Raw genomic sequence first — 23,065 nt, forward strand, 5'->3', positions numbered from 1 at the left:
CTCCAATCGCCTGACTCAGGCCAGGTGGATGTACGACGCCGCACAACCTAACCCGGACCCAACCCGCTGTCCATAAACCGGTAAAGCTCGATCCAGGCGCCGAGTGGTCACTCAGTGTGCCGAATTTGGCGCCTCAAGGGGTCGATTCCGTAACTCCGGTAACGATTAGGCATCATGCTGGAAATCGAAGCTTTACCGGTTCATCACTGACTGGCATAGTGCCGTCATCCCACCTGCACCACCTGAGCCGCAACTTTGAAGGAGCTGGGCACATGGGGAAGACGAAGTCGCTCACGGGCGCGCTACTGGCCGTCGCGATGCTGGCGGTCGCGGGGTGCAGCGGTGGAGGCGCACCCTCCACCGAGACGGCGGCAGCTCCCACCGACCCGGCCGGCGTGTCGGGTGAGATCAAGGTGCTGACGGGCCGCACCGACCTCGTGCAGAGCGGCGCGATGAAGGCGTACGCCGCTGAGTTCAACAAGGTCTACCCCGATGTGAAGGTCACCTTCGAGGGGCTCACCGACTACGAGGGGGAGGTCAGGATCCGCATGAACACCAAGCAGTACGGCGATGTCCTGATGATCCCCGGAGCGGTCTCCAAGGGCGACTACCCGAAGTTCTTCGCCCCGCTGGGTTCCACGTCCGAACTCGCGGACACGTACCGCTTCAGCGACAAGACCGACGTCGGCGGCAAGGTCTACGGCATCGCCCAGTTCGGGACGGCCAACGGCTTCGTCTACAACAAGGCCGTCTGGGAGGAGGCGGGTGTCACCGAGTGGCCGACCACGCCGGAGGAGTTCCTGGCCGGTTTGAAGGCGATCAAGGACAGGACGGGCGCGGTCCCCTACTACACCAACTTCAAGGACGGCTGGCCGCTCACGGCGTGGAGCAACAGCATCGGATCCGTCACCTGCGACGCCAAGGCCAACGACCTGCTCGCCGGCGCCGTCTCCCCCTGGAAGGAGGGCAGCGAGCTCAACGTCATCGACACGCTCCTGTACGACATCGTCCACGGCGGGCTGGCCGAGAAGGACCCGACGACCACGAACTGGGAGAGCTCGAAGGGGCTCATCGCCAAGGGTGAGGTGGCGACGATGCAGCTCGGCTCCTGGGCCATCACACAGATGCGTGCCGCGGCCGAGTCGGCGGGTGCGGACCCCGACGACATCGGATTCATGCCCTTCCCCGTGCAGAAGGACGGAGCGTTCTGCGCCACCCTCGTGTCGGACTACCAGCAGGCCGTCAGTATCCACTCCGAGCACAAGACCGCCTCCCGGGCGTGGATCGACTGGTTCACCACGAAGTCCGGCTACTCGCAGAAGGAGGGCGCGGTCCCCACGCAGAGCTCGGTAGCTCTCCCGAGCACCCTCAAGGATTACGCTGACAACGATGTCACCCTCGTGGAGCGCTCCGAGGCGGGGACGGAGAAGGTCAACGTCATCGACAACGCGGCCGAGATCGGACTGGCCAAGCCCGACTACCGCCAGAAGCTGATCGACACCGCGCGCGGCGCCCAGAAGGGCAGCCTCGAGGACTTCTTCTCCGACCTGAACAAGAAGTGGGACGAGGCGGCGAAGGCCGCCGGCTCCTGACGGAACGCGGACGCGGGCCCCGGCCACCGCACCACACCGGTCGGGGTTCGCGTCGTACCGCATCAGCGGACAGAAAGGCCGACATGACCGAATCGATCGACACCGCGCCCGCGCCGTCCTCCGCAGGAGCGGTCCCCATGACGCACAAGTCGCCTCGCGGGCCCGGGAGACGAGGCGCGCGCGGCGGCCCCCCGGGCCGTTCCTGGCGCAGCAGCCCGCTCCGGCGCGCGACGCCCTGGATGTTCCTGCTGGTGCCCCTGGCCCTGCTGATCACGTTCACGTACGTCCCCGTGGCGAACATGGTCTTCTTCAGCTTCACCGACTGGGACGGCATCAGCCCGGACCGCGACTTCACCGGGCTCGAGAACTACCGCCAGGTCTTCACCCGGCCGGAACTCTTCAAGGTCTTCCTCGTGAGCGGCTACTACCTCGCCGCATCCGCCGTGCAGATTGTCGTGGCGCTGTACTTCGCGACGGTGCTGAGCTTCAACCTGCGATTCCGCAACCTCTTCAAGGGGCTCCTCTTCTTCCCCTACCTGGTCAACGGTGTCGCCATCGGCTTCGTCTTCCTCTACTTCTTCCAGGACGGCGGCACCCTCGACTCCGTACTGTCCTGGTTCGGCGCGGACACCGGCCATGCCTGGCTCGGCGACCCCGCCTCGGCGAACACCTCGCTCGCCGGAGTCTCCGTGTGGCGTTTCACCGGCCTGAACTTCGTGCTGTTCCTGGGCGCGATCCAGTCCATACCGGCTGAGCTGTACGAAGCCGCCGATCTGGACGGCGCCGGCAAGTGGCAGCAGTTCAGTCACATCATCGCCCCGGGCATCAAGCCCGTGGTCACACTCGGCGTGATCCTGGCGATCTCCGGCTCCCTGGCCGTGTTCGAGATCCCGTACATCATGACGGGCGGTGCGACCGGTACGTCGACCTTCGTCATCCAGACGGTGAAGCTCGCCTTCCAGTTCAACAAGACCGGTCTGGCCTCGGCAGCCGCGGTCGTGCTGCTCCTGATCATTCTCCTGATCACCTGGATCCAGCGCCGTCTCGTGCCCGACGACAAGGTGGACCTCGTATGACCACGGCCGTGCACGCCCGCCGCAGCCGACGCCGGTGGATCGGGCCGACCCTGACCTACCTCTCGCTCATCTCGGCCTGCCTGCTCGTGCTCCTCCCGCTCGTCGTCGTCTTCCTGACGTCGCTCAAGACGTCCGACGAGGTCTCCGGCGGGAGCGCGCTCTCGCTGCCCGGAGACTGGCTGAACTTCAGCAACTACGTCACCGCGTTCAACGACGGCAAGATGGTCACCGCCTTCGGGAACACGGCCTTCATCCTGTTCTTCTCCATCGGTGGCACCATCGTCATCGGCTCCATGACCGCCTACGCGATCGACCGGTTCGACTTCCGGGCCAAGAAGCTCGTCGTGGCGCTGTTCCTCGTCGCCACGCTCGTGCCGGGCGTCACCACGCAGGTCGCGACCTTCCAGGTCATCAACAGCTTCGGGCTCTTCGACACGCGCTGGGCCCCGATCCTGCTGTACATGGGCACGGACATCGTCTCGATCTACGTCTTCCTGCAGTTCATCCGGGGCATCCCGACCTCCCTGGACGAAGCCGCCCGGCTGGACGGTGCCAATGCCTTCACCATCTACCGGAAGATCATCTTTCCGCTGCTGAAGCCCGCGATCGCCACGGTCGTGATCATCAAGGGCATCACCGTCTACAACGACTTCTACATCCCCTTCCTCTACATGCCCTCGGAAGACCTCGGCACCATGTCGACGGCACTCTTCCGCTTCAAGGGGCCTTTCGGGGCGCACTGGGAGAACATCTCGGCGGGCGCCATCCTGGTGATCGTCCCCACGCTGATCGTCTTCCTCTGCCTCCAGCGCTGGATCTACAACGGATTCGCGCAGGGCTCGACGAAGTAGCCGGACGCCCTTGTGGCGGTCGGGGGCCGGTGGTGACAGGGCTGGGAACGGCTCGCGCCGCGGCCCCGACTCCGGCTCGCCGGCAGGAGTTCCGGCTGTACGGGGAGGGCCGCGCGCCGACGGAGGCCGTACGCACGGAGAGGCCGCACCGGAAGACTTCCGGTGCGGCCTCTCCTGATGCGGGAAGCGGATCAGACGAGCAGCTTCGCCTTCGCCTTCTCGTACTCCTCCGGAGTCAGATCGCCCTTGTCCTTGAGCTGGGCGAGCTTCGCCAGTTCCGTCACATGGCTGGTGCCGCCTCCGCCCGCGCCCTCTTCGGCGGCGGCCTGCCGCACGTACTGCTTGAAGGCGGCTTCCTGGTCCCTGATCTGTTTCACATCGCGCTCGCCCATGCTGCGGCCCCTGGCGATGAGGTAGATGAGGACGCCGAGATAGGGCAGCAGGATGACGACCACGAGCCAGCCGGCCTTGGCCCAGCCGCTCAGTGAGTGGTCCCGGAAGATGTCCGTGACGACCTTGAACAGCAGGAAGAACCACATGACCCAGAGGAACAGGTACAGCATGGTCAGGAAGACGTTCAGCAGCGGATAGTCGTCCACGAGGTGCTCCGTTCGCCCGATTTGTCACCTATTCATACATCCGTGCTCGCCGTCCCGCATTCCGGGGCGATGCTCGGCGGACCGCGACGGTGGGCTTGATCGGCGTTGACGGGATCGACGAGGGACGGGTCACTTCGGTCACCTCTGTGAAGCGCCGAGGGAACGCCCCTTCAGGACGGACGGCCGGATTCTCCGCACGGCCGGGCGGTGATGCGCGGACGGCCGCTCCGGACGACCCGGTCCGGGGGAGTACGCGCCCCGGATATCGTGGTCAGACGGCGAGCCGCAGCGACGTGGCGCAGACGCCGAGGCGAACGGTCTGGCCCCAGGTCAGTTCCAGGGCGTCGGATTCCATTCCGTCCCCGAACACCACCAGGCGGTCCGACTCGACGGTGAGCTCCAGGCCCTGCCCGCGCCCCAGTTCACCCGCCACGAGCGAGGTGCCGGTGGCGGGCGACGGCCAGGCCTCGCGTACGAACCAGAGCAGCCGGGGATCGGACGGGGCGGGCAGGCTGAGTTCGCTGCCGCGTTCCAGCCAGAGCGAGCGCAGCCAGCCCGTCGCGCCCGTGCCGGTGCCGACGAGCACGCCCGAAGAGGCCTGGGCCTCCGCGCGCGGGGCTCCGTCGGCGGTCAGGTGGTAGCGGGCGGTCTGATGGCCGGGCGGCCCGAGGTAGATCTCGTTCAGCGCGATCAGCCGCTGGGTGTCGTCCGCCACGGCCTCGACCATGGTGAGGGAGTCCACCTGCGCGCCCGGCGCCGCCGCGGACCGGAGCAGGGCCGCGGCATCCCGCGCACGGTGGCGGACGAGGACTCCCGGGTTGCGGCCGGGATCGGTGTCGATCCCCACCACTGGCTGGCCGGACAGGTACTTGGCGGCATTGGCCACCAGCCCGTCCTGGCCGACCACGATCACCACGTCCTCCGGGCCGAAGAGGAAGCGGTCGAGATCCCTGCGTTCCACCCGTGACCGCCGCCACTGGAGCGGAACGGCCGCGGCCACGTCCGTGAGCGCCTGCTGGGTGCGGTGGTGGCGCAGGGCCACCTCGTCGATGGACCGTCCGCGCCCGGCGAGGAAGAAGGCGGCCTGGCCGTGTGTGCCGTGGCGGGCCAGCAACTCCTCGTACTCCGTGGTGCGGTGGACGAGCACGGCCCGCGGGGCGAGGCTCACGCCCGGGTCCCGGGTTCCGGGCGGCCGAGCTTCGAGAGCAGACCGGTGAGGACGTCGGGGGAGAGGGTGAGGCTGTCGATGCGCGGCAGGTTCTCCGCCAGCCGGGTTGCTGCCAGGGCGTGCAGTGTGGTGGCGTCGACGTCGGCGTGCACCCGAAGCCAGGCCGCCTGGGCCTCGGCGCGGGCGGCGCCGAGATCGCGGGCGGCCTCCGCCTCCGCGCGGGCGAGCCGCACCTTGCGGGCGGCCTCCGCCTCCGTGCGCACTCCGTCCGCGGCCGCCTTCTCCTCGGCCTCCCGCCGCGCGTTGGTGCCGCGCTGGTCCACCAACTGCTCTTCCCTGCGCGCAAGTTCGATCTGGCTTGCGAGCTCGTTCTCGGCGATGGTCCGCTCGCGCTCGACCGCGACGGCCCGGCGTTCGTAGGTCGCCCGGTCGGCCTCCTGCTGGATCTGTTCCCGGGCAGGGGTTCGCAGCGCCCGCTCGACCTCCGCCTCGGGCCGGATCGCCACCACGCGCACGGCCACCACGTCGATGCCGGTGTCGGGCAGGCGCGGTTCGGCGGCGAGGCCCGCCGCCACCCGTTCCCGTACCGCCGCGACACCGTCCACGAGAGCTGCCGCCAGCGGCGTACGGGCCAGGGCGTCCAGGGTGTGCTGCTGAGCGGTCTCGGTGAGCAGGGTGCCGATCTGCTCCAGGGGCGCGCTGCGCCAGGCACCGGTGTCCGGGTCCACGGAGAAATCCAGACGGGCCGCCGCCCCTGCGGGGTCGCTGATCCGGTACGTCACGGTGGCCTGCACGGTGACGTCCTGGAAGTCGGCCGTGCGGGCGTGGAAGGCCATGGCGAGCTCACGGTCGTCGACCGGCACCTCGGAGAGCGCGGCGGTCAGGGAGCGGTACCAGAAGCTGAGCCCGGTGCCGTCGTGGCTGAGCTTGCCGCGCTTGTGGTGGCGGATGTGCGCCGTCGGCGCGGAGCGCAGGTGACGCCAGCCGAAGCGCCTGGTGATGTCGGCCATCTGTATCCCGTTCCCCTTTATTGTCGTCATCCGGACGATAACGGAGGGAGCTTCATATCGTCAAGAGGACGAGAAGGGGTTTCGGGCGGGATCGGCCACGAGGTGGCGGGCGGGCACCTCGCCGCCGCCGTGCACCGCCAGGTCGGCGCCGCTGACGTAGGCCGACAGGGTGCTCGCCAGGTACAGGCAGGCGTGGGCGACGTCGTCGGGGACGGCCATCCGTCGCATGGGGACGATGCCGGCGACGGCCTTCCCGCCGTCCTCGCCGTACACCTCCGCCGCGCTCTCGGTGTGGATCAGGCCGGTGGTGATGTGGTTGACGCGCACCAGGGGGGCCCATTCCAGGGCCAGGGCCCGGGTCAGCCCCAGAAGGCCGGCCTTCGCTGCGGTGTAGGCGGCGGTGCCTGGCTGCGGGGTGCGGGCGGCGACGCTGCCGATGTTGATCACGCTGCCGCCCTCGTCCTGGGTCTGCATGACGCGGTTCGCGGCCTGCGCCACGTAGAACGGGGCGAGGAGGTTGAGGGCGACGACCTTCTCGACGAAGCGTGGGGAAGCGGTGGCCGCGTCCACGGCCGGCGACCCGCCGGCGTTGTTGACCAGCACGTCCAGCCGTCCGAACCGCGCGACGGCGGCGTCCACGAGCGCCGCCGCCGCCTCCGGGTCGCGTACGTCGGTGGCCCGGAACGCGCACGGTCGTCCGCCGCTGCCGGGAAGTGTGGCCGGTGCGCTCCGCCCGCACACGAGGACGTCGGCGCCCGCGGTGAGGAACGCCTCGGCGATGGCGGCACCGATGCCTCTCGTCCCGCCGGTGACGACGACCGCGCGTCCGGTGAAGTCGAGTGGATCGCCGATGTCCATGACGCCTTCCTCTGCCTCGGGTGCGGGGCTGCCGGGCGCGATGAATCTACCAACTGTTTGTTAGGTATGGGAGAGGCGGGACGCGGAGACGCGGTCGGCCGGCGCCCTCGAACGAGGGCGCCGGCCGACCGGACGGTGCGCCGCCCCCGTCCCCACGGTGCGGCGCAGGCGGGCCGTCGTCCTCCGCTGGGGGCGACGGCCCACGTTCATCGGGCCCCTGGCGGGGCTGTTCATCGAGCCCCTGGTGGGGCTCGACCTCATGCCCCTGGCGGAGCTGCCTCGGCGTCGATCCCCAGTGCGGGAAGGATCGAGCTGTCCACGAAGCGGGTGAGATACGCCTCGTCGGCGTACCGCCCCTCCAGCAGGGGCCGGGCCCGCATGACGCCCAGGAGCTGCGCCGCCACGAACTCGGCTGCGGGGGCGTCGGCCGCGATCTCGCCGCGCTCCCCGCCGCGCCGGACCATGTCCTCGATAGCGGCGATCTGCGGCAGGATCAACGCCTCGCGCAGGGCGCACAGCAGCTCGGGGCTCTGCAGTGCCGCATGGCTCAGTGCGTGCGACAGCGGGGTGTCGTGCCCCGAGGCGGCGCCGATGGCCCGCGCGGCCTCCCGCAGGTCACCGGCCAGGGAACCCGTGTCGATGGGGGGAAGCAGCATGCGCCGGGTGCCGTGCAGAGCGGCTACGACCAGCTCCGGCTTGGAGCCCCACTGCCGGTAGAGCGTCGACTTCCCGCACCGGGTGCGGGAGGCGACCCCCTCCATGGTCAGCGCTTCGTAACCGCTCTCCCGGATCAGGTCCAGCACCGCCGCGTAGAGCTCCTGCGCCCGCTCCGGTGTGATCTTCGACCGGCGGGATGTGGCTGCTGACTCCTGTGCGGCGTCCTGCGACGACATGGGCTTTCCCTCTCAGCGTCCGTGCGACGAGGTCCTTCGATACGCCAGTGTACCGATACGCCGGTGTACCGATACGCGAACGTATCGGTACACTGGCGTATCGATACGGCGTGGACTGGACCACGCCGCCGTAAACAGCGCTTCGTCAGCAAAGGGGCACCGGGTGATGTACGCCCGCAGCGAGCCTGCAGCACGGCAGCCGGACACTTCTGCCCGACCGCCCCTCGTCCGCGAACTTCTTCTCGTCGCGGGACTCTTCCTCGTCTACAAACTCGGTCGCCAGGGTGCGAACGGGCACGTCGACGAGGCGTTCCACAACGCCGGGCACGTCTGGGACTTCGAGCGCCTCGTGGGTCTCCCCGGCGAAGGAGCGGTGCAGGGTCTGCTGCTGCGCAGCGACACGCTGGTCCATCTGGCGAACACGTACTACGCGGCCGTCCACTTCCCCGCCACGCTGTTGTTCCTGGTGTGGATGTACTGGCGGCGCCCGCGCCACTACGTCTGGTCGCGCCGCATACTCGCCGCACTCACCGGCGCCGCTCTCGCGCTCCACCTGCTGTTCCCGCTCGCCCCGCCGCGGATGCTGGACGCCGCGGCGCTCGTCGACACCGGCCAGGTGTACGGCCCGACGGTGTACGGGGACACGCCCGCCACCGACTCCATGGCCAACCAGTTCGCCGCGATGCCCTCGCTCCACTTCGGCTGGGCCGTGATGGTCGCCGTCGGCCTGATCGTCGCCACCCGCTCCCGCCGGCGCTGGCTGTGGCTGCTCCATCCCGCCATCACGCTGTTCGTCATCGTGGGCACCGCCAACCACTACTGGCTGGACGCGATCGTCGTGTCGGCCCTGCTCGCCGTCGCCCTCGCCGCGATCCGGCTGCCGCACGTCACCCTCGGCGGGGTTCACCTCCCGTGGCCCTCCTCCACCGGAACGGCATCCGCGATGCCCGCGCCCGCCACGGCGGGAAGCGTCGCAGCCGCTGCCGCTGCACCCCGTACGGCAAGGGCGCTCGCCCGGTCCGGAGGCCTTCGATGAACGCCACGCTCATAGCGATCGCGCTGTCCCTGGTCTCCGCAGCCGCCTACGCCCTGGCCGCCGTCGCACAGGCACGGCTCGCCGGACGCTCCGCCCCGTCCGACGGGGTACTGCGAATGCTGGGCCGGGGCGCCTGGTGGTCGGCGGTCGGTCTGAACGCCGGAGGCGCCCTGCTGCACGTCGTCGCGCTGAAGTACGGTCCGCTGACCCTGGTCCAGCCGCTCGGCGCGCTCACCCTCGTCGCCGCGGTCCCGCTCGGGGCGCGCTCCGCCGGGCGCCGGGTCACCCGGACCGAATGGCGCGGCACGCTGCTCACCCTGCTGGGTCTCGGCGCGCTGCTGCTCGCCGCGGGCGGCGGCGAGGTGCACCAGACGCTGACCCTGCCGGAGGCGCTCGCTGTGGGCGGGGCGACGATGGCGATCGTCGCGTTCCTCGGCAGGCCCGGAACCCGGCCCGGCCTGCGGCACGCGACGGCGGCAGGCATCACGTCCGGTGTCGCCTCGGCGCTCACCCAGACGCTCACCGTCGCCGTCACCGATCACACCACGGGGCCGCTGATCAGCTGGCGGCTCGTGACGGTCGCGCTGTTCGTCTCGGCCTTCGCGATGGGCGGTCTGCTGCTGGCCCAGATCGCGTTCCGGGGCGGCCTCGGCGCCCCGCTTGCGGTCGTCACCCTGGCCAACCCGGTGGCTGCGGCAGCCGTCGGCATGGCTCTCCTGGGAGAACGCCTCCAGGGTGGGGCGGTCAGCCTGATCCCGGCGCTGCTCGGCTCCGCTGCCGCCGTACGCGGGGTGATCCTGCTCGGCCGGGCCACCCAGGAGGCCGCGACGACGGCGGTCAGCGACGCGGTGCCGGCTCCCACACCGTCCAGGGTGATCATCGGCAGCCCCCGCCCCGTGGAGCCCCGGCCGCTGGCCGCCGAACCGATGACCTCTTCGGTCGGCGGTGCCTAGAGGCTCCCGTGCGGACCCGACTGGGTCGGGCTGGACGGGGTCGGACCCGGACCGGATCGGGCTGGACCCGGCTGGACCGGTCGGACCGGGTCGCGCCGGGCTTGCGAGCCCGTTCCGGTCCCGCGCCGGCCGTTCCGGTACTGCCGGAGCCCGTCCCGGTCCCCCTTGATCCGTCAAGGTCCGGTCCGGTCCGGGTCCGCTGGAGGTCTCAGATCCCTTCCGGCAGGCCACTGCCCTTCGAAAGGGCCGGCTCGTCGGTGAGGGCTCTGGTCAGCCAGCCGATCCAGAAGGTCTCCATGTCGATTCCGCCGCGCAGGACGAGATGCCGCAGGCGGTCCTCGTCGGCGGTCCGCTCGGGCGGGAAGTCCCGCTCCTCGATCCGCAGGTACTCATCCAACTGGCGCCGGTGCAGCGCGAGATGCCGGCGCAGCTCGGCACCCAGCCCCTCCGACCCCACCACCGCTGCCGCCCGCATACGCAGCAGCAGCGGATCGCGGACCGGCCGCGGGTCCTCAGGGAGCGCGACCCAGGCCGCCAGCTCCTCGCGGCCCGCGGGCAGGACCTCGTACTCCTTCTTCTGCCCACGAGCCGGCTGGGCCGACGGCAGGGCCCTGATCTGCCCGGACTGCTCCAGCTTCCCCAGCTCGCGATAGATCTGCTGGTGCGTGGACGACCAGAAGTAGCCGATCGACCGGTCGAACCTGCGCGTCAGCTCCAGCCCCGACGACGGCTTCTCGAGCAGGGCGGTGAGGATCGCGTGCGGGAGTGACATGGAGTGCATCCTAGGGAGGGGCGGGCCCGGCCGGTCAGAGGGCTGCGGCGAGCTCCGTGCCCTGCCGGATCGCCCGCTTGGCGTCCAGCTCGGCCGCCACGTCGGCGCCGCCGATCAGATGCACCGGACGGCCCGCCGCGACCAGCTCCTCGTACAGCCCGCGACGCGGTTCCTGGCCCGCGCACAGGACCACGGTGTCGACGGCCAGCACGTGCTGCTCGCCGTCCACGGTCAGGTGGAGACCCTCGTCGTCGATGAGGTCGTAGGACGCGCCCGCGATCATCGAGACCCCGCGGTGGCGCAGCTCGGTGCGGTGGATCCACCCCGTCGTCTTGCCGAGACCGGCCCCGACCTTGCTCGCCTTGCGCTGGACCAGGTGCACGGTGCGCGGCGGCTTCGGCCGCTCGGGGGCGCGAAGCCCGCCGCGGTCCGCGTACGAGGTGTCGACACCCCACTGACGGAAGAACACCTCGGCGTCCAGCGAGGCCGCGTCGCCACCGTCCGTCAGGAACTCGGCGACATCGAAACCGATACCGCCCGCCCCCACGATCGCGACCCGGTCGCCGACGGGAGCCCCGTCGCGCAGCACGTCCAGATAGCTGACGACGCTCGGGTGGTCGACGCCCGGGATCGCGGGGGAGCGGGGCTCCACCCCGGTCGCGACGACGACCTCGTCGAAGCCCTCCAGCAGCTCCGTCGTGGCGCGGGTGCCGAGCCTGACCTCGATGCCCTGCTCCCTCAGCCGCGTACGGAAGTAGCGCAGGGTCTCGTTGAACTCCTCCTTGCCGGGGACGCGGCGCGCCACGTTGAGCTGGCCGCCTATCTCGTCGGCGAGGTCGAACAGCGTCACGTCGTGTCCGCGCTCCGACGCCGTGACCGCACACGCCAGTCCGGCGGGACCGGCGCCGACGACGGCGACGTGCTTACGGGTCCGGGTCGGCAGGAGTTCCAGCTCCGTCTCGTGACAGGCACGGGGATTGACCAGGCAGGAGGTGATCTTGAGGCTGAAGATGTGGTCCAGGCACGCCTGGTTGCAGCCGATGCAGGTGTTGATCGCGTCGGCCCGGTCCGCCGCCGCCTTGGCGACGAAGTCAGGGTCCGCCAGGAACGGGCGTGCCATCGACACCATGTCCGCCCGGCCGGCGGCCAGGATCTCCTCGGCGACCTCGGGGGTGTTGATGCGGTTGCTGGTCACCAGGGGTACGGAGACGGCGCCGCGCACCTTCTCGGTCACCCAGGTGAAGGCACCGCGCGGCACCGACGTGGCGATGGTGGGGATGCGTGCCTCGTGCCAGCCGATTCCGGTGTTGATGATCGTGGCGCCGGCCGCCTCGATCTCGCGGGCGAGCTGGACCACCTCGTCCAGCGTGGAACCGCCGGGCACCAGGTCCAGCATCGAGAGCCGGTAGATGAGGATGAAGTCGGTGCCGACGCGCTCGCGGACGCGGCGCACGATCTCCAGGGGCAGCCGGATGCGGTTCTCGTAGCTTCCGCCCCAGCGGTCGGTGCGGTGGTTGGTGGCTGCGACGATGAACTCGTTGATCAGGTATCCCTCGGAGCCCATGATCTCGACACCGTCGTATCCCGCGAGCTGCGCCAGCTCGGCGGCCCGGACGAACTCCTCGATGGTCTCCTCGACCTCGTCGTCGGTGAGCGCATGCGGGGTGAAACCGCTGATGGGAGCCTTGAGGGCACTCGGCGCGACGAGTTCCGGGTGGTGGGCGTACCGCCCGAAGTGGAGGATCTGCATCGCGATCCGGCCGCCGGCCTCGTGCACGGCGTCCGTCACCTGCCGGTGCTGCTCGGCTTCCGCCTCGGTGGTCATCTTCGCGCCGCCGGGGAACGAACAGGCGCGCGCACTGGGTGCGATGCCGCCGGTCACCATGAGGCCGACCCCGCCCCGGGCACGGGCCGCGTAGAAGGCGGCCATGCGCTCGAAACCGCGCTCCACCTCCTCCAGACCGATATGCATCGATCCCATGAGCACCCGGTTGGGGAGGGTGGTGAACCCGAGGTCCAGGGGGCTCAGCAGGTTGGGGTACGGGCTCATCCGGCGTCTCCTCGCACAGTGTCGTCGAGCCAGTTGTAGACCAGTCGCAGGGCATTGTGCAACAAGTTGCATAATGACGTACGTCGCACTCGTGGCGGGCGCGGTGCTCGTACGGCGTAGCACGACCGCACATCGGCGGCCGGGGCCGGTGACAGTGGGGGTGTACTGATTCAGCCCTCCACCTCCGGGAGAAACCCATGGTTTGCGTCAGCCGACAGGACCTCGGCCTGCTCGTCCTGCGCGTCGGTACGGGCGCCGTCCTCGCCGCCCATGGCACGCAGAAGCTGGCCGGCTGGTTCGGTGGTGGTGGCATCCAGGGCACCACGGCGGCCATGGAGGCCATGGGCTTCCATCCGCCCAAGCACAGCGCCGTCGCCGCCGGGCTGGGCGAGGCGGGCGGCGGTGTTCTGCTCGCCCTCGGCCTCGCCACCCCCGCGGCCGGCGCCGCGGCTGCCGGCGCGATGGCGGGCGCCGTCGCCGTGCACGCCCCCGCCGGCTTCTTCGCCCAGGGCGGGGGTTACGAGTACCCGGCGTTCCTCGGTTTCACCGCGGCGGCGATCGGGCTCACCGGCCCCGGCCGCTACTCCCTCGACGAGGTGACCTGCCACGTACTCGACCGGCCGTGGGTGGTGGCCCTCGCCTTCGCGGGCAGTGCGCTGGCCGCCGCGGCGGTGGTCGGCAAGCGGGCCAAGGGGCAGGCGGATCAGGCCGAGGAGGAGTAACTCCGGGCCCCGGAACGGCGTTGTCGCGCGGCCGGACCACGGCACGGAGCCGTGGTCCGGCCGGCCGCGCGTCGCCGTGAGGACGGGGAGCTCTGAGCGCGCGGCGGTGCTCCTGTTGCCCCGCTACCGCGCCGCGAGCACGTCCAGCAGCCTGGCCACCTCGCACTCCACGGCCTGCCGGGCCGGGCCGATGTACTTCCGCGGGTCGGCCACGTCGGGCGCCGCGGCCAGCTGTTCGCGCACGGTCCGGGTGAAGAGCTTGTTGAGGTGCGTGGATATGTTCACCTTCGTCATCCCCGCCGTCACCGCCTTCGCCAGGTCCGTGTCACCGACACCCGACGAGCCGTGGAGCACCAACGGAACCCCGACGGCTGCCCGAAGCCGCTCGATGAGCGGGAAATCGAGAACGGCGTCCCGGGTGAGCATGGCGTGCGAGCTGCCGACCGCGACAGCGAGGGCGTCGACGCCCGTCGCGGCCACGAACGCCCGTGCCTCGTCCGGGTCGGTGCGTACCCCGGGGGCGTGGGCGCCGTCCTTGCCCCCGACCTCGCCCAGCTCGGCCTCGACCCAGACGCCCGCGCCGTGGCAGTGGTCCGTGATCTCCCGGGTGGCGGCGACGTTCTGCTCGTACGGCAGCTTGGAGGCATCGAACATGACTGAGCTGAAGCCGAGTTGGACCGCCTCGCGCACCAGCGCGGTCGATTCGGCGTGGTCGAGATGGACCGCCACGGGAACGTGCGCGGCCCTGGCCAGAGCGAGGGACGCGAGGCCGATCGGGGCCAGGGCGCCGTGGTAGCGGGCCGTGTTCTCGCTGATCTGGAGCACGACGGGCAGGCCCGCGCGCTCGGCCCCGGCGACGATGGCCTCGGCGTGTTCGATCTGCACGACGTTGAAGGCGCCGACGCCTGACCGCCGCGTGTAGGCGGAGCCGGTGATCGCGTCGGTCGGACTGAGGGGCACAGGTCTTCTCCACGGGAGCGTGAGCGGCTCTCTTCGTACGGGCCGGCTGCCTGCTCAGTACGGTGTCGTACTGCTCTCCTGATGTCAATAACTGCTCGATTGCAGCAAGTTTCGCGCAACTCTGAGCAGTTTGGCCCCCGCGGTGTCCCGTCCCGGTGTCCCACCGCTGAGGGAGTTGACCGAATCCGGCTGACGATCGGGGACCGACCGTCCCGGAGCGGCCATGGAGCGGAGGTACTACGCCATCGCAGCGCCGATGAGCTCAGTCCGTTCGGTGGGTGAGCGTGAACAGGCCGCCCTCCGGGTCCTGCAGGGTGCGTGAGAACCCTTGCGAGGCCCACGTGGCGGCCGGTGGATGAGGTCTGCCGCCGCCTGCCCGCAACGCGGCGACTACGGCGTGTTCGACGTCGTCGACGGTGAAGTTGACGAGCCAGCGCGGCCGGAGATGTGGCTGCTCCGAGGCCTCCAGGCCACCGCCGCGCAGGGAGAGGACCGCACGGCCGTTCCGTTCGACGAGGACGTGATCGTCCCGGTAGACGATGTCCATGCCCGGTTCCGTCGCCCAGTCGAAGACTTCCCCGTAGAAGACCGCGGCGTCGAACACGTCGCGTGTCTGCAGGTCGAGGCTAGTGGGCGCACTGCCCTCGCCGGCCGACCAGGCAGGAGAGGGCCCCTTCCAGAACCCGAAGGTCGCGCCGTCCCGGTCGGCGCCCACACCGGCACGTCCCTCACCCACCGCCATCGGACCCACGGCAAGGGTGGCGCTTCGCTCCTGGATCCTGGCCGCGGTCACATCGGCGTCACGCACCGCGAAGTACGGCGTCCAGACCGAAGCCGGAGCGAACCCCGGGCGGTGCACTCCGATTCCCGCGACCGGATCGCCACGGGACGTCGCGATGACGAACTGGTCGCCGAGCGAACTCGCCGTGAACTCCCATCCGAGTACGGCCGCGTAGAAGGCGCAGCAGGCGGACAGGTCACCGACGATCAGGTTCACCCAGCAGGGGATCCCCGGCACCGGGGTCACGCGCTTGGCAGGAGACGCGGACATCGACTCTCCTCATGGCCGGCCACGCCCGTGCGTGAGGCGGCGCGCCGGTGGGCCGTTCGTCGTTCGACCGGGCCGCCGCCGGTCTCCCCCGGTCACGGTGTCGTCCCCGGGCGGACACGGCGGGTCAGCAGGATGCCCAGGGCGGTCATCCCGAGGCCCAGGGCCAGGTGCAGCCAGTTGTCAGCGGTGTTCACCGGAACGAAGTTGGCGTCGCTGTCGAGGTCGATGGCGAGGCCGTACACCCACAGGGCCAGGTAGACGACACCTCCGCCGATCAGGAACGTCCGGGCGGTGGACGGGGCCTGCGCCGCGACGATGCCCGTGATGCCGAAGAGCAGATGCACGAGGTTGTGCAGGACCGATACCTGGAAGACACCGAGGAGCATGGCCTCGGAGTGGTGCTCCGCGAACTCCATCGCGCCGTAGCCGGTGGTGATGCCCGGTATGAAGCCCAGGACGCCCACGAGGAGGAACACCGCTCCCACGATGAGTGAGGCCTGCTGCAACCGGGAGCGTGCGGCGCCCGCCGTGCGGTGTATCTCCGTCATGATCGAAACCACCTTTCGGCAAGGGCTTCCGAATCACCTCGCCAGGTACCCACGAGCAGGCGGTTCAGTCGCGTGCTGCGCCCCCGTCCGGACGACGCCTCCCGTAGGGGTGTGACGCGTCGAGGGTGGTCCGTGCCCGTCCCCTCAGCCCGTCCGCGGCTGCCCCGTCCCTGCTCGGGCGCTCCGCGCGGCGAGGCGGACCGCCTGCACCGTGCCTTCGGGGGCCGCGGCGGAGACGGAGAGGCGGGCGAAGCGGTGGCCCGGGAACAGATCGACCACGGCCACCGGGCCGGGAGCGTGTACGGCTACGAAGTCGAGGCCGCCGGGATGCCGCCACGTACCCATGCAGAAGCGTTCCGGCCGCCACTTCCCGCGCTCGGCGGCTCCTCGCAGGCTGCGCCACCAGTCGTACTCGATCTTCGCCGCCTGTACGGCGACGAGGGGCACGCGTACCTGCTTCCGCCTGGCGAGAAGCGCCTCACGCCAGGACAGGCGCACGACCACGTCCCTGTTCTCAACCAAAAGGCGTGCCACGGTGAACGCTTCCCTCCGTACGGTCGCGGCCCGGTGCGCGAGTACGCAGGTCCGCATCACTCCTGCCGGCGTCGCCCATGCCCGCGCTCTGCTTCCTGCCCTGCCGTGGTCGGCCGACCGCTCGGCCTGCGTGGGCGCCGCTTGCACACTGTCCGGGGTTCCCGCTCTGCCGGGAAGAACCCCTGGGAGGCGCCGCTTTTTACGGTTCAGGGCGTCACGGAGCACCGTATGACCGCGGCTGAGCAGCACAAGGGGGCGAGACGCTGGACGAACGACTGGCCCAGGAGGTCCGCGATCGGGGGCGCCGACGGGCGGACGAGGATCATGGACCGGCGCTCCGGCCCCGCGATCCGTACGTGCGGATCGTACCGAGTCCGCCGGCGGTCGCGGCGGTCCGTAGGCTGGTGCGTCGGCTTTCGCGAGGAGGCCGATCGCGCAGTCGCCCAGCGCCGGCACACCAGCCACCGGTAGACCAGACAAGGATCGTGGCATGTCCAACGACCACCTCATGCGCATCAACAGCGCCGAGTTCAAGGCCATGGCCGCGAGGGTCCTGCGGGTCACCGAGCTCACCTCCCGCCTGAACGTCCTGTCATTCGAGGACGAAGCGGGCAAGGCGGAACTGTACGAGCAGATCCTCGGCAGGCCGCTGTCCCCGAAGGTCACGATCTATCCGCCGTTCTACACGGACCACGGCCTGCACCTGGACCTCGCGGAGCGCGTGTTCATCAACCAGAACTGCACGTTCCTGGACTACGCCGGCATCCGGCTCGGCGAGCGAGTGATGGTCGGACCGAAGGTCACGTTCATCACCGTCGGCCACCCTGTCGACCCCGAGGAGCGACGGGGGTGGCTGAGCGGAGGGCCCATCGATGTGGCGGAGAACGTGTGGATCGGCGCCGGTGCGACGATCCTCCCCGGCGTCAGCATCGGCCGGGACGCCGTGGTCGCCGCAGGCGCGGTCGTGACCGATGACGTCCCGCCTGCCAGCCTGGTGACCGGCAGCAAGGCAACCGTGAACCGGCGGTGGTGACGGACCCCGGGAGCCGGGCAACCCGCACCGCCGCCTGGAGCCGCGGGTAGCGTCCGGCGTATACGACCGACGACGAGCCGCAGGGGAAGCGGGCCGGGGACGCCAGGGACGCCGGCGCGGCCGAGTGCTCGTGGAGGACCTGGTGGCTCAAGTGCCCGGATTCGAGGAGGGGTACGAGTGCCACGTCTTCAACGAGAACGGTGTGCTGCCGCACGTGTTCTTCTGGGACGTGGGGCAGGACACCGTGCGCTCGTACCTGGGGGAGTGCGGCCCGGGAGCACCCGACTAGTTGCCTGATGCCGAGGAACCAGGGTCTGACGTGAAGGGGGTAGCGCAGCCTGCTGGTGCAACTTCGTGGGTAAGGGCCTGAGATCGTCGGCTCGCGGTTCGGGATACGCGGCCTTTCCACAGGCCGCGAGGGCGGCCGCCGGGGAGAGGGGGGTGGCCCGGCGAAGGAGGGCGGCACTGCGGTCACCTGCTGTCCATAGGCGGCGTGGTGCTGGGCTCGGGTGTCGACGTCGTGCCGGGAGTGGGCTCGTCGCGTGGCGAGAGCGTGATGTCGCACCACACCTGTTTGCCGCCGCTGAGGGGTACTGAGCCCCAGGCCGTGGACATCGCTGTGACGAGCAGCAGGCCACGCCCGCCGGTCGCCTCCCAGTCGACGCTCGCGGTCTTGACCGGTGCACGGGGTGAGGCGTCGTTCACGGCGATGCGGAGCCGGTTACCTGTCAGCGTCAGTTGAAGCCCCACCTCGCCCGAGGTGTGCGCGATGGCGTTGGTGACCAGTTCGGAGACGACCAGCAGGACGGCGTCGTCCTCCTCCGTCACGGCCCAGTCGCGCAGGGTACGAGCGGTGAAACGGCGCGCGTGCATGACCGCGTCAGGGAGTCGCCAAACCGCCCACCGGGCCCGGGTCGGCAGGACCCGCATGCCGTCGTAGCGCAGGATCAGCACAGCCACGTCGTCGTGTCTTTGGCGCGTGCTGGCGACGAGGAGGTCAGCTACCCGTTCGGGATCGGCCGGGTCGGCGGCGGCGAGCAGTTCGCGCACAGCCCGCATACCGTCCTCCAGGTCGAGGGACGCCGATTCCACCAGGCCGTCCGTCAGGAGCGTGATGAGGGTGCCTGGGACGAGGCTGACCTGGGTCATCGGGAACTCGCCGTCGGTGATCACGCCGAGCGGAGGGCCGCCCTCGATCTCCGGTTCCTCGCTGGTGGCGTCGGGCAGCCGCAGCAATGGCGGCAGATGCCCCGCCCGGACGGCCCAGGCGGTTCCCTGCTCCATATCCAGGTCGACATAGGTACAGGTGGCGAAGAGGTCGGTGTCCATACTGACGAGCAACTGGTTGGCGTGAGCCATCACGACATCGGGCGGATGGCCCTCGATCGCGTAGGCGCGGATGGCGGTACGCATCTGGCCCATGATGGTGGCGGCTGCGGCGCTGTGCCCCTGCACATCGCCGATGACCAGCGCCACACGACTGTCGGAGAGCGGAATTACGTCGTACCAGTCGCCGCCCACTTCGAGGCCCGCGGTTGCGGGCAGGTACCGGGCGACTGCCACCCCTCCGGGCAGTTCCGGCAGCTTGCGGGGCAGCAGACTGCGTTGCAGCATCGTGGCGAGTTCGTGACCGGCGTCCAGTGCGTGGGTGCGAGCCAGGGCCTGGCCCACTATGCCTGCGGTCGCGGTGAACAGGGAGCGGTGCCCAGCGGCGAAGCGATGCTCGCTGTCCCACCCCACGAGGCACACCCCGATCATCCGGCCGTCCGCGGGGAGCGGCAGGACAGCGAGGCCGCCGGGTCCGACGCCCTCGAGGCCGGGTTCGAGTTCGGCGCGGGCCGGCCAGAGGCTGACGTGTCCCTCCCGCAGGGCCTTCTGAAGGGTCGGAAGGGTGTGGCAGGACGCGTCGGGCCACTCCGAGCGCCACTCCGAGCGCCATGACTGGGGCCATGCGTCCGGTTCAGGCGGGTCGAGGACGGTCACCACGAGATGGTCGCCCTCCAGCTCGGCTACCGCCACTCGGTCGGCGTTGAGCGGGGCGCGCAGAGACTCGACCACCATCCTGCTGACGTCGCGGGTGGTGGTCGCGCCCGACAGCGCGGCAGACAGCCGTTGTATGAGCGACACGTCGTCAGCGGTGGGGCGCAGATATGCGATGTCACCGGCCACACCCAGCACACGCCGTGGTTTGCCGTCGGGGTCGGCCATCACGCGGCATCGCAGACCGATCCATCGCAGCTCACCGTCGCGGCGGCGAATCCGGAAGGCGAGATGCCGGTCGGAGTCGGTCTGCTGAGGATCCACGACCGACATCAGTGCGGGGACGTCGTCCGGAGCGGTGCGTTCGAGCAGGGCCGAAACGTCACCGTCGAAGTCCTCTGGAGGGATGTCGAACAGGTCCAGCACCGCCGTGTCCAGGTCTATGTGTCCGGTGCTGAGGGTGAGCGTGAAACAGCCGCCACGCGTTGGCAGCAGCACATGACCGAACTGGGGTGCTGTCTCGGTCCGGACCGTGTCGCGGGCCGCGGCCGCCTCAGGGCCCGAAGCCGCCTGATCCGCGTAGAGAGCCAGCAGCGTGCGCTGGTCGGTGCTGAAGCCGCCCCCGGCCCTGCTCACCACGAGCAGGCAACCCATCCAGCTGGCTTCCCCGCCCAGGGGCAGCGCGCCCACCGAGACGATGCCGCCCGGGGCAGTGCCATCCAGGCTCTCGACGGGCGTGGGAACGGGCGCGAATGCGTAGCCTTGCAAGCCGTACCCGACGACGTCCTCAGTGGTCAGCCACAGGGGACGGCCGTTGCGGCAGGCGTCGGCGACGGGTGAGCGGCCGGTGAGGGCGTACGCCGCCGTCGCCGTCTGGTGCCGTCCGCCGGCGTCTTCGAGCACCTCCGTCAGGCGCAGCTCGCGATCGCTCTTTGCCAGCACGTAGACAGCGGCCAGCCCGACCCCACAGGACGTAAGGATCTGCCTGTCCAAGGACTCGCACCGCCTCCGTCCGTAAGCCCAGGTCCGTCAGAGTTCACCGTTGCTCGACGGCTTCACTCCATGCTGCTACCTGCCAGGTGGTTGCAGCCAGTCAGGGCGGTCACCGCGGCAAGGCGAAGCCGGCGACGCGGAGGGAGAGGGGCCGTACCGCTGGGGAGTGAGCCCTGAATTCCTACACCTGGACGCTGGATAGCCGCAAGGCCGACCACGGCTGGGTCAGGCTCTGGCATCCCTGCGGAAGGCATGGCGGGGGTGGCGTGAGAGGGAATCGGTGATGACGGCGATCATGAGGATGCCCGCGGTGATGGTGATCTGGATGGCGCCCCGCAGGCCCAGCAGCGCCATGCCGGAGGCGACCGACTGGATGACCAGGATGCCGAGCAGCGCGGACCAGGTGCGACCGCGGCCGCCAAAGAGGCTGGTACCGCCGATGACGGCGGCGGCGACCGCGTTGACCAGCAGGTTGAGGGTGGGCGAGCCCGCGCCGACCGTGCTGGTCCGTGAGGCCAGGAACAGGCCGCCGAGCGCTGCCATTGTCCCGGAGACCATGAATACCGAGATCCGCACTGCCATCACGTGGAGTCCGGCGCGGCGGGCTGCCTCGACGCTGCCCCCCTGGGCGTAGACCGCACGGCCGTACGAGGTACGGCGCAGACCGTAGTCGAGTCCGGCGACGACGAGGAGAAAGATCAGCAGGGCCAGCGGCAGCCCCCGGTACTGGTTGAGGACTGCGGCACCGGCGAAGGCGAAAAGGCCCAGCACAGCCGTACGGGCAGCGATCTTGCGGATGGATGAGAACGCCGCTCCGGAGGCCCGGTGATAGCGCGACCGCTGGTGGGCGGTAAGGAAATAGATGCCGGTGACCAGCGCGGCGAGGCCGTAGGCTGCGGCGGGGCGGCCGAAGTAGTGGCGGGTCAGCGTCGCGACGAAGCCCTCGTCGTCGAAGATGATGGTGCCGCTGCCGCCCAGAAGAATGGACAGCATGCCGCTCCAGCCGAGTGCTGCGGCGAGAGTCACCGCGAAGGATGCCACGCCCAGCCGGGCGAAGATGACACCGTTCAGGGCTCCCGCTGCGCAGCCGGTCGCGACGGCCAGGAGCGCGGCAAGCACTTCCGGCATGCCGTGGTGGACGTTCAGCACGGCGAACAGGGCGGCAGTGAAGCCGCTGAGCGCGCCGATCGAGAGGTCGATCTCGCCGAGCAGCAGCACGAAGATGAGGCCGGCGGCGATCAGTCCGGTGCCGACGATGTCCACGCTGAGGTTGGAGAGGTTGCGTGGGGAGAGGAAGCTGGGGTCGAGGATCTGGAAGATGGTCCAGATGAGCATCAGGGCGACAATCGCGGGCACCGGGCCGAGGCCGCCCGTGAGCAGTCTGCTCCGCCGGGGGTCGAGGTTTCGCATGCCCTGCTCGCGCAAGGTTCGGAGTCTGCCGACGAGAGTGGGCACAGGCGTGCTCACCACGCCCCCTCGTTCTCTTCCAGGGCTCCGCTCTGGGGGGTGCCGCCAAGCCCGCCCGCGCGGCGCGCTTGGCGGATTGGGAGCATCTGCGGTCTGGCTGCGATGCGTGCGTCGCTCATGTTCCGTCGTCCTTCCGCTCCGTGGCGCGATGAGCCACGGCGTGGTCCGTGGCACCGGTGATGGCGGAGATGATCATTTCCTGGGAGGCGGTGTGCACATTGAAGACGCCGTTGTTGTGGCCCAGGCGGAGGACCGCGACTCGGTCCGCGACGGCCTTGATGTCGCCCATGGTGTGGCTGATGAACAGGATGCCGAGACCGCGGTCACGCAGCCTTTCCACCATGTCGAGGAACTTGTTGGTCTGCTGGGTGCTCATGGCCTGGGTGGGTTCGTCCAGGAGAAGGAGGTCGGGTTCCCTGAGAAGTGCGCGGGCGATCGCCACGATCTGCCGCTGGTCGGAGGGGAGCGAGGCGACCGGGACCCGGGCGTCCGGGATGCGGATCGACAGCGAGTCCAGCAGGGCGCGGGTGCGGCGCCCCATCTCCATCTCGTCGAGGAGGCCGAACCGTCGGAGCTCACCGCCGAGGAAGAGGTTGCCGACGACATCGAGGTTGTCGCACAGTGAGAGGTTCTGATAGACGGTGGAGATGCCCAGGTTCTGGGAATCTTGGGGCCTGGTGAGCTGGACCGCGTGGCCTTTCCAGGCGAACGCGCCCCCGTCGGCGGGCTCGACGCCGGCGATCACCTTGACCAGGGTGGACTTGCCCGCGCCGCTGTCGCCCATCACCGCCACCACTTCGCCCGCGCGGATTTCCAGGTCGACGTCGGTCAGCGCACGGACGGCGCCGAAGGACTTGACGACGCCGCGCAGAGCGAGCAGGGGTGGATCCGATGCCTGGGTCATCTCGACCTCCCTCGC

The 23,065-nt window shown here is 70.0% G+C and carries 22 protein-coding genes; 8 read left to right on the top strand and 14 right to left on the bottom strand.

Translation table 11 applies throughout. From position 1 onward, the window contains the following. Positions 1-272 precede the first annotated feature (272 nt). The 3 genes from AB0C82_RS11420 to AB0C82_RS11430 all read left to right on the top strand — a co-directional run bounded on the left by AB0C82_RS11420 (position 273) and on the right by AB0C82_RS11430 (position 3,519). Positions 273-1,592: an ABC transporter substrate-binding protein gene (locus AB0C82_RS11420; RefSeq protein WP_362839111.1), complete on the top strand. Its 1,320-nt coding sequence runs from the start codon at positions 273-275 to the stop codon at positions 1,590-1,592. Between the two features lie 83 nt (positions 1,593-1,675). Then, complete coding sequence (locus AB0C82_RS11425) at positions 1,676-2,668, top strand: sugar ABC transporter permease (RefSeq protein WP_362839114.1); 993 nt, start codon at positions 1,676-1,678, stop codon at positions 2,666-2,668. Beyond that, complete coding sequence (locus tag AB0C82_RS11430) at positions 2,665-3,519, top strand: carbohydrate ABC transporter permease (protein ID WP_362839117.1); 855 nt, start codon at positions 2,665-2,667, stop codon at positions 3,517-3,519. Before AB0C82_RS11425 ends, AB0C82_RS11430 begins: the two co-directional genes overlap by 4 nt. Positions 3,520-3,710: 191 nt before the next feature. Here AB0C82_RS11430 and AB0C82_RS11435 read toward each other — a convergent pair whose 3' ends face one another. From AB0C82_RS11435 to AB0C82_RS11455, 5 genes are all read right to left on the bottom strand, one after another. Then, a complete protein-coding gene (locus tag AB0C82_RS11435; protein ID WP_362839120.1) occupies positions 3,711-4,118 on the bottom strand; it encodes an SHOCT domain-containing protein in 408 nt (135 codons plus the stop codon). A gap of 271 nt (positions 4,119-4,389) precedes the next feature. Continuing rightward, complete coding sequence (locus tag AB0C82_RS11440) at positions 4,390-5,286, bottom strand: hypothetical protein (RefSeq protein ID WP_362839123.1); 897 nt, start codon at positions 5,284-5,286, stop codon at positions 4,390-4,392. Beyond that, a complete protein-coding gene (locus AB0C82_RS11445; protein ID WP_362839851.1) occupies positions 5,283-6,296 on the bottom strand; it encodes an SPFH domain-containing protein in 1,014 nt (337 codons plus the stop codon). Before AB0C82_RS11445 ends, AB0C82_RS11440 begins: the two co-directional genes overlap by 4 nt. Before the next feature lie 60 nt (positions 6,297-6,356). After that, a complete protein-coding gene (locus AB0C82_RS11450) occupies positions 6,357-7,154 on the bottom strand; it encodes an SDR family oxidoreductase (RefSeq protein ID WP_362839126.1) in 798 nt (265 codons plus the stop codon). 257 nt (positions 7,155-7,411) lie between these two features. Beyond that, complete coding sequence (locus AB0C82_RS11455) at positions 7,412-8,047, bottom strand: TetR/AcrR family transcriptional regulator (RefSeq protein WP_362839129.1); 636 nt, start codon at positions 8,045-8,047, stop codon at positions 7,412-7,414. Between the two features lie 163 nt (positions 8,048-8,210). Between AB0C82_RS11455 and AB0C82_RS11460 the strand changes: the two genes are divergently transcribed. Together AB0C82_RS11460 and AB0C82_RS11465 are read left to right on the top strand one after the other, a co-directional pair. Continuing rightward, complete coding sequence (locus AB0C82_RS11460) at positions 8,211-9,083, top strand: phosphatase PAP2 family protein (RefSeq protein WP_362839132.1); 873 nt, start codon at positions 8,211-8,213, stop codon at positions 9,081-9,083. After that, positions 9,080-10,036: a hypothetical protein gene (locus tag AB0C82_RS11465; RefSeq protein WP_362839134.1), complete on the top strand. Its 957-nt coding sequence runs from the start codon at positions 9,080-9,082 to the stop codon at positions 10,034-10,036. The genes AB0C82_RS11460 and AB0C82_RS11465 overlap by 4 nt, the downstream gene beginning before the upstream one ends. A 208-nt stretch (positions 10,037-10,244) precedes the next feature. Here the strand turns inward: AB0C82_RS11465 and AB0C82_RS11470 are convergent, their stop codons facing one another. After that, complete coding sequence (locus AB0C82_RS11470; RefSeq protein WP_362839137.1) at positions 10,245-10,808, bottom strand: PadR family transcriptional regulator; 564 nt, start codon at positions 10,806-10,808, stop codon at positions 10,245-10,247. Between the two features lie 34 nt (positions 10,809-10,842). Further along, a complete protein-coding gene (locus tag AB0C82_RS11475; protein WP_362839139.1) occupies positions 10,843-12,858 on the bottom strand; it encodes an NADPH-dependent 2,4-dienoyl-CoA reductase in 2,016 nt (671 codons plus the stop codon). A 197-nt stretch (positions 12,859-13,055) separates the two neighbouring features. On the opposite strand from AB0C82_RS11475, the gene AB0C82_RS11480 reads away from it, so the two are divergent. Further along, a complete protein-coding gene (locus tag AB0C82_RS11480; protein ID WP_362839142.1) occupies positions 13,056-13,580 on the top strand; it encodes a DoxX family protein in 525 nt (174 codons plus the stop codon). 123 nt (positions 13,581-13,703) lie between these two features. Here AB0C82_RS11480 and AB0C82_RS11485 read toward each other — a convergent pair whose 3' ends face one another. The 4 genes from AB0C82_RS11485 to AB0C82_RS11500 all read right to left on the bottom strand — a co-directional run bounded on the left by AB0C82_RS11485 (position 13,704) and on the right by AB0C82_RS11500 (position 16,730). Further along, complete coding sequence (locus AB0C82_RS11485; RefSeq protein WP_362839145.1) at positions 13,704-14,540, bottom strand: class II fructose-bisphosphate aldolase; 837 nt, start codon at positions 14,538-14,540, stop codon at positions 13,704-13,706. Positions 14,541-14,802: 262 nt separating this feature from the next. Continuing rightward, positions 14,803-15,591 carry a VOC family protein gene (locus AB0C82_RS11490; protein ID WP_362839148.1) on the bottom strand — a complete coding sequence of 263 codons (789 nt, stop codon included), beginning with the start codon at positions 15,589-15,591 and terminating at the stop codon, positions 14,803-14,805. A gap of 92 nt (positions 15,592-15,683) precedes the next feature. After that, on the bottom strand, positions 15,684-16,139 hold the full coding sequence (locus AB0C82_RS11495) for a DUF4383 domain-containing protein (protein WP_362839151.1): 456 nt from the start codon (positions 16,137-16,139) through the stop codon (positions 15,684-15,686). A gap of 144 nt (positions 16,140-16,283) precedes the next feature. Beyond that, complete coding sequence (locus AB0C82_RS11500) at positions 16,284-16,730, bottom strand: hypothetical protein (protein WP_362839154.1); 447 nt, start codon at positions 16,728-16,730, stop codon at positions 16,284-16,286. Between the two features lie 433 nt (positions 16,731-17,163). On the opposite strand from AB0C82_RS11500, the gene AB0C82_RS11505 reads away from it, so the two are divergent. Both AB0C82_RS11505 and AB0C82_RS11510 read left to right on the top strand, forming a co-directional pair. Then, positions 17,164-17,706, top strand: a complete 543-nt coding sequence (locus AB0C82_RS11505; RefSeq protein WP_362839157.1) for a DapH/DapD/GlmU-related protein — start codon at positions 17,164-17,166, stop codon at positions 17,704-17,706. Positions 17,707-17,848: 142 nt separating this feature from the next. Further along, positions 17,849-17,995 (top strand): hypothetical protein, encoded by a 147-nt coding sequence (locus AB0C82_RS11510; RefSeq protein ID WP_362839160.1) that lies wholly within the window; start codon positions 17,849-17,851, stop codon positions 17,993-17,995. 182 nt (positions 17,996-18,177) lie between these two features. Here AB0C82_RS11510 and AB0C82_RS11515 read toward each other — a convergent pair whose 3' ends face one another. From AB0C82_RS11515 to AB0C82_RS11525, 3 genes are all read right to left on the bottom strand, one after another. After that, positions 18,178-20,679 (bottom strand): SpoIIE family protein phosphatase, encoded by a 2,502-nt coding sequence (locus AB0C82_RS11515; RefSeq protein WP_362839163.1) that lies wholly within the window; start codon positions 20,677-20,679, stop codon positions 18,178-18,180. 225 nt (positions 20,680-20,904) lie between these two features. After that, positions 20,905-22,104, bottom strand: a complete 1,200-nt coding sequence (locus tag AB0C82_RS11520) for a sugar ABC transporter permease (protein ID WP_362839166.1) — start codon at positions 22,102-22,104, stop codon at positions 20,905-20,907. A 157-nt stretch (positions 22,105-22,261) separates the two neighbouring features. Then, a complete protein-coding gene (locus AB0C82_RS11525) occupies positions 22,262-23,050 on the bottom strand; it encodes an ATP-binding cassette domain-containing protein (protein ID WP_362839169.1) in 789 nt (262 codons plus the stop codon). Positions 23,051-23,065 lie beyond the last annotated feature (15 nt).

Source organism: Streptomyces sp. NPDC048560 (assembly GCF_040650955.1).
Lineage (GTDB): Bacteria > Actinomycetota > Actinomycetes > Streptomycetales > Streptomycetaceae > Streptomyces.

Coding starts and splice junctions, on each gene's coding strand:
- AB0C82_RS11420 (WP_362839111.1), top strand. CDS start 273: ATGGGGAAGACGAAGTCGCTCACGGGCGCGCTACTGGCCGTCGCGATG.
- AB0C82_RS11425 (WP_362839114.1), top strand. CDS start 1,676: ATGACCGAATCGATCGACACCGCGCCCGCGCCGTCCTCCGCAGGAGCG.
- AB0C82_RS11430 (WP_362839117.1), top strand. CDS start 2,665: ATGACCACGGCCGTGCACGCCCGCCGCAGCCGACGCCGGTGGATCGGG.
- AB0C82_RS11445 (WP_362839851.1), bottom strand. CDS start 6,296: ATGGCCGACATCACCAGGCGCTTCGGCTGGCGTCACCTGCGCTCCGCG.
- AB0C82_RS11450 (WP_362839126.1), bottom strand. CDS start 7,154: ATGGACATCGGCGATCCACTCGACTTCACCGGACGCGCGGTCGTCGTC.
- AB0C82_RS11455 (WP_362839129.1), bottom strand. CDS start 8,047: ATGTCGTCGCAGGACGCCGCACAGGAGTCAGCAGCCACATCCCGCCGG.
- AB0C82_RS11465 (WP_362839134.1), top strand. CDS start 9,080: ATGAACGCCACGCTCATAGCGATCGCGCTGTCCCTGGTCTCCGCAGCC.
- AB0C82_RS11470 (WP_362839137.1), bottom strand. CDS start 10,808: ATGTCACTCCCGCACGCGATCCTCACCGCCCTGCTCGAGAAGCCGTCG.
- AB0C82_RS11475 (WP_362839139.1), bottom strand. CDS start 12,858: ATGAGCCCGTACCCCAACCTGCTGAGCCCCCTGGACCTCGGGTTCACC.
- AB0C82_RS11480 (WP_362839142.1), top strand. CDS start 13,056: ATGGTTTGCGTCAGCCGACAGGACCTCGGCCTGCTCGTCCTGCGCGTC.
- AB0C82_RS11490 (WP_362839148.1), bottom strand. CDS start 15,591: ATGTCCGCGTCTCCTGCCAAGCGCGTGACCCCGGTGCCGGGGATCCCC.
- AB0C82_RS11495 (WP_362839151.1), bottom strand. CDS start 16,139: ATGACGGAGATACACCGCACGGCGGGCGCCGCACGCTCCCGGTTGCAG.
- AB0C82_RS11500 (WP_362839154.1), bottom strand. CDS start 16,730: ATGCGGACCTGCGTACTCGCGCACCGGGCCGCGACCGTACGGAGGGAA.
- AB0C82_RS11505 (WP_362839157.1), top strand. CDS start 17,164: ATGTCCAACGACCACCTCATGCGCATCAACAGCGCCGAGTTCAAGGCC.
- AB0C82_RS11525 (WP_362839169.1), bottom strand. CDS start 23,050: ATGACCCAGGCATCGGATCCACCCCTGCTCGCTCTGCGCGGCGTCGTC.